Annotated in this window: 7 protein-coding genes; 3 read left to right on the forward strand and 4 right to left on the reverse strand. The window is 65.6% G+C overall.

The annotated features are described in order from the left end of the window. Positions 1-201 (forward strand): hypothetical protein (locus tag AC0L3B_RS37865; protein WP_473382619.1); only part of this gene is annotated, 201 nt, incomplete at its 5' end. A gap of 95 nt (positions 202-296) precedes the next feature. On the opposite strand, the gene AC0L3B_RS37870 is transcribed toward AC0L3B_RS37865, so the two are convergent. After that, complete coding sequence (locus tag AC0L3B_RS37870; RefSeq protein WP_162496269.1) at positions 297-533, reverse strand: DUF1127 domain-containing protein; 237 nt, start codon at positions 531-533, stop codon at positions 297-299. A 184-nt stretch (positions 534-717) separates the two neighbouring features. On the opposite strand from AC0L3B_RS37870, the gene AC0L3B_RS37875 reads away from it, so the two are divergent. Continuing rightward, positions 718-2,061 carry an aminotransferase-like domain-containing protein gene (locus AC0L3B_RS37875; protein ID WP_085348847.1) on the forward strand — a complete coding sequence of 448 codons (1,344 nt, stop codon included), beginning with the start codon at positions 718-720 and terminating at the stop codon, positions 2,059-2,061. A gap of 18 nt (positions 2,062-2,079) precedes the next feature. Here AC0L3B_RS37875 and AC0L3B_RS37880 read toward each other — a convergent pair whose 3' ends face one another. Beyond that, positions 2,080-2,679 carry a YdcF family protein gene (locus AC0L3B_RS37880; RefSeq protein WP_085348846.1) on the reverse strand — a complete coding sequence of 200 codons (600 nt, stop codon included), beginning with the start codon at positions 2,677-2,679 and terminating at the stop codon, positions 2,080-2,082. A gap of 79 nt (positions 2,680-2,758) precedes the next feature. Further along, positions 2,759-3,346, reverse strand: a complete 588-nt coding sequence (locus tag AC0L3B_RS37885; protein ID WP_473382621.1) for a hypothetical protein — start codon at positions 3,344-3,346, stop codon at positions 2,759-2,761. 79 nt (positions 3,347-3,425) lie between these two features. Between AC0L3B_RS37885 and AC0L3B_RS37890 the strand changes: the two genes are divergently transcribed. Next, positions 3,426-3,860: a hypothetical protein gene (locus tag AC0L3B_RS37890; protein ID WP_027566871.1), complete on the forward strand. Its 435-nt coding sequence runs from the start codon at positions 3,426-3,428 to the stop codon at positions 3,858-3,860. A gap of 2 nt (positions 3,861-3,862) precedes the next feature. Here AC0L3B_RS37890 and AC0L3B_RS37895 read toward each other — a convergent pair. Further along, the coding region (locus AC0L3B_RS37895; RefSeq protein ID WP_473382623.1) for an EAL domain-containing protein at positions 3,863-4,090 on the reverse strand (228 nt) is incomplete at its 5' end.

The following is a 4,090-nucleotide window of genomic DNA, read 5'->3' on the forward strand; positions in this document are numbered from 1 at the left end:
GCCCTCTTTCATTCGAGGGTGAGGCGACCAAGCAAAGCTCGGGCGAACAAGCCGCGAGAGGGCGAAGGTGTGTCTGCAATGAAAGCGCGAGCTAAAGGAGCGACGGTGCTGTCCACAAACGCCGTCATTGCGAGCGCAGCGAAGCAATCCAAAGTCTTTCCGCGGTGGGATTTCTGGATTGCTTCGCTGCGCTCGCAATGACGATGTCGAAGCAGGTATGCCAGAAGCTCCAGTCTCGTCGGCTCTGCGCAGCAGCGTCAGAACGCTGCTGCGCGTCCGGGACAAGAGCGAAGCGCTTACAAATACCGCGTCAGCTCTGCTTTGGCCTGACCGTAGACCGCGTCCTCGATCTGGCTGCGCGTGATACCGATGTCGCGCAATGCGCGGTCATCGAGGTCGTTCAGCGTCTTGACCGCGGAGCGGCGCTCCAGACTGTCGAACAGCGCATAGGCGCCGTTGGCCAGCTTGCGGAAAAATCCGTTTGACGAGGATGAGCGTAAACTCCGCCCGGCGGTCTGCGAGATCGTGGTCATTGTCCTTCTCCGGCCTGTTGTCCACGCGGCGAAGCGGATGCCGTTGGCGCAAGCGCCTGAGCGCATGCACCTCATTTGCCATTGGATTGCTCTCGCTCTCCTCGGCTCAATCGTGAAGCTTGATGGAACTTAAATGCTCCAGTACACTACTCGGAGCAAGTGAAACATTGCTCTCGGTGCAATAATGTCCAAGTTCGAGTACGTGAAGCTTGCGGATGCCATTGCCTCGGATATCTCTAACGGTACGTTAAGGCCCGGCGACCGGCTGCCGCCGCAGCGCAATTTTGCCTATGACCGCGGCATCGCGGTCTCGACCGCGAGCCGGGTTTATACGGAGTTGCTCCGCCGCGGCCTCGTCGTCGGCGAGGTCGGCCGTGGCACCTTCATCTCCGGCGACATCAGGCGCGAGGTCGAGGCGCTGAGCGAGCCGCGCGACGCGCGGATCGATTTCGAGGTCAATTACCCGCTGCTGCCGCAGCAATGGGCAATGATCGCCAAAAGCCTTGCGGGCCTCGAGCGTGTCGACGCGCTCGAATCCGCATTGCGCGTCTCCACCAGCACCGGGACCAAGAGCGCGCGCAATGCGGCCGCCGCCTATCTCGCGCGCAAGGATTTTGCGCCGCAGGCCGAACAGATCGTCTTCACCGCGAACGGCAAGCAGTCGCTCGCGGCCGCCCTCGCAGCCCTCGTTCCCACCGGCGGTCGCTGCGGCGTCGAGGCGCTGACCTATCCTTACGTCAAGAGCATCGCCGCGCGGCTCGGCGTGACGCTGGTCCCGATACCGATCGACGAATTTGGCGCGCGCCCCGATGCCATCCAGAAGGCACATCGCGAGGCGCATCTGTCGGCATTGTATCTCCAGCCCATCATCCAGAACCCGCTCGGCGTCACCATGAACGCCACGCGGCGCGCCGACATCATGCGCGTCGCCGAGAAGCTCGATCTCACCATCATCGAAGACGCCGTCTACGGCTTCCTGGCCGATGACACGCCGCTGGCCGCGCTCGGCCCCGACCGCTGCATCGTGATCGACAGCCTGTCCAAGAAGGTCGCCCCTGGCCTCGCGCTCGGCATCCTGGTCGCGCCGCCTCGATTGCGCGAGAACGTGATGAGCGCGGTCCGCACCGGCGGCTGGATCGCGTCCGGTCATGCGCTGGCATCCGGACAGCGACTGATGGCAGACGGCACCGTCGCCGAGCTGACGCGGTTGAAACGCATCGACGCCGCGCGCCGCCAGCAGACCGCGGCAAGGCTGCTCGCCGGCTACCAGCTCGCCGCGGATCCGCGCTCCTATCATCTCTGGCTCACGCTGCCGGCGCACTGGCGCTCGCAGACCTTCGTCGCCGCGGCAGCCCGGCGCGGCATCGCGCTGACACCGTCCTCGACCTTCGCGATCGCCCATGGCCACGCACCGAACGCAGTGCGGCTCGCCCTCGCTCCGCCTTCGTTCGAGCAGCTCGATTCCGGTCTGCGCACGCTCGTGTCGTTGCTCGGCACCAAGGAAGAGGATTTCGACTCGACGGAGTAGCGCGCACTTGCCCCAAGCTCAGGCCGCCGGCCATTCCGCGATGAAGCCCCTCGCCTTGTAAGGCTCGATCTTGTCCCATTCATGCAGCATGCGGCGGCAAAATTCGGGATCGGTGTGCCAGAGCGCGCGCGACGTCGCAAAGCTGTCGACCGTGAGCAGCATTTTCTCGACCTCCGGCCAGTGCCGGTGCAGCGTCATCGGATAACGCCGCGCGGTCCAGGTGTTGCCGAGGCAGATCACGCGGCGGACATTGTGCAGCCCGAGCGCCGCGTCGATGATCGGCAGCGAGAGGATCACGTTCTCGCCGGTGTTTAGGGCACGATGCTCCTCGAGGATTCGGTCGGCCGGAATGCCCGCCGCGACCATCGCCGCCTTGATGATCGTGCACTCGGATTGCTCCGAGCCCGCCGTCACGCCGCCGCTGACAATCGACCAGCGAAAATAGCCCTGGCGCCACAGTCGCCCCGCCGTATCGGCCCGCAGCGCCACGTCCTCTCGGGTGCCGAACATGAACAGGAGGTCCGCCGGCTGCAGCGGCGTCTCGATGAGATGGGCGCGGTTGATCTCGGAGATCTCATCCGCCGAAGGCCTCCGCGTGCTGCGATCCAGGGTTGACATGGCAGCACGATGCGACACCGCCGCAACGGCGCGAAGTCACGTTTGATTGCGGCCGCCCATCGCACCAAAGGCAAGGCATTTAGGGCAGCAACGCTCTCGGCAGGCGATCGAAGCTGTAGCTCCGCGGCTGGTTACGCCGGACGAAACCGCCGATCTGCCAGGCGAACAGCGCGGCAAAACCGATGATGAACAGCGCGCCGGCGAATTCGCCGATCGCGAGCGCGCGGACCAGGAGCCCCGTCATCGCCACCGCAAGCACCGCAAGAAAAGCCAGTATTGTCGCGTAGGTCCTGTGGCCAAGGCCCGCGGTCAATTCGGCGCGGCTGCCGGCCTGCGCCATGCGCGCGTGCAGCGCGACGATGAAGTTGCGAAAGCCATTGTCCTGCGGCGCCATCAGGGCCGCGGTCTGCCAGCTCGTCGACAGGATCGCGATGCGGCCGCCATTGGCATGGCTGACATCGGCGCGAAAGCGGTGCTGCTGCATCGACACCGGGCGGAACGACAGCCGGATTGCACTGATCTCGCCATAACGCCACAGGCCCGAACGGCCGCCGATGTGCCAGGACAGCCCCTCCTCCGTCAGCTCGAAGCGATGCGCCGAGCCGATCAGCGACGCCTTGTAGGCATAGCTCGCACCCGCAGCTATCTCAGCTCCCGAATCCCGCATCTTCACAATCGATCCTATCCGGGCGATCCACTCTGCGATCCGCTTGCGTGAGCGCCCTGCCCCATCCTACAAGCGAGCCATGGCTGAGACGATTTTTTTTCCGCGCCGCCTGATTCTCGGCGCCGCCGTGATCTCCGGCGTGCTGCTCGCGCTCGCCGTGCACATGCTGGGCGCGCGCTACGGGCTCGACCTCGGCGGCCTCTGGCACTCGGACACGCACGAGTTCATACCGGCGGGCGCGGCGATCGCCTGGTGGCTGATCGCCTCCGTCGGCTTCTCCGGCGGCTATTTCACGGCGACATTGATGCAGAGCGCCGTCTCGGGCCAGATCCCGCAACGGATGCGACAATTCCTGATCGCGGTCGGCGTGCTGCTGCTTGCGGGTGCTGGCCAGGTGGCCTCGGCGCCGAGCCCGGTGCCGACGGTCTCGGGCGTGCTGGCCGGAATTGCCGCGCTGGGCCTCGGTGCTGTGATGGCGTTCTGCGGCGCGCATTTCGCACTGCGCCGCGGCTAACCTCAGGCGGTTGCGCGCAACGGCGGTCGGTCCAGCATGATCGCGACATCGGAAGCCGGCCGCGGCTTGCTGAACAGATAGCCCTGCGCCTGGGTGCAGCCTTCGCGCCGGAGCAGCTCGAGTTGCCCGTCGTTCTCGACCCCCTCTGCCGTGGTGACGATGCCGAGGCTGCGGCCGAGGCCAGTCACGGCACGGATGATCGCCATGGAATCCTCGCGCGTCGCGAGTTC

It is taken from the genome of Bradyrhizobium sp. Kon56, assembly GCF_055807635.1.

Bases quoted from the DNA above. Each gene is read 5' to 3' on its own strand.
- AC0L3B_RS37870 (WP_162496269.1), bottom strand. From the start codon at position 533: ATGACCACGATCTCGCAGACCGCCGGGCGGAGTTTACGCTCATCCTCG.
- AC0L3B_RS37875 (WP_085348847.1), top strand. From the start codon at position 718: ATGTCCAAGTTCGAGTACGTGAAGCTTGCGGATGCCATTGCCTCGGAT.
- AC0L3B_RS37880 (WP_085348846.1), bottom strand. From the start codon at position 2,679: ATGTCAACCCTGGATCGCAGCACGCGGAGGCCTTCGGCGGATGAGATC.
- AC0L3B_RS37885 (WP_473382621.1), bottom strand. From the start codon at position 3,346: ATGCGGGATTCGGGAGCTGAGATAGCTGCGGGTGCGAGCTATGCCTAC.
- AC0L3B_RS37890 (WP_027566871.1), top strand. From the start codon at position 3,426: ATGGCTGAGACGATTTTTTTTCCGCGCCGCCTGATTCTCGGCGCCGCC.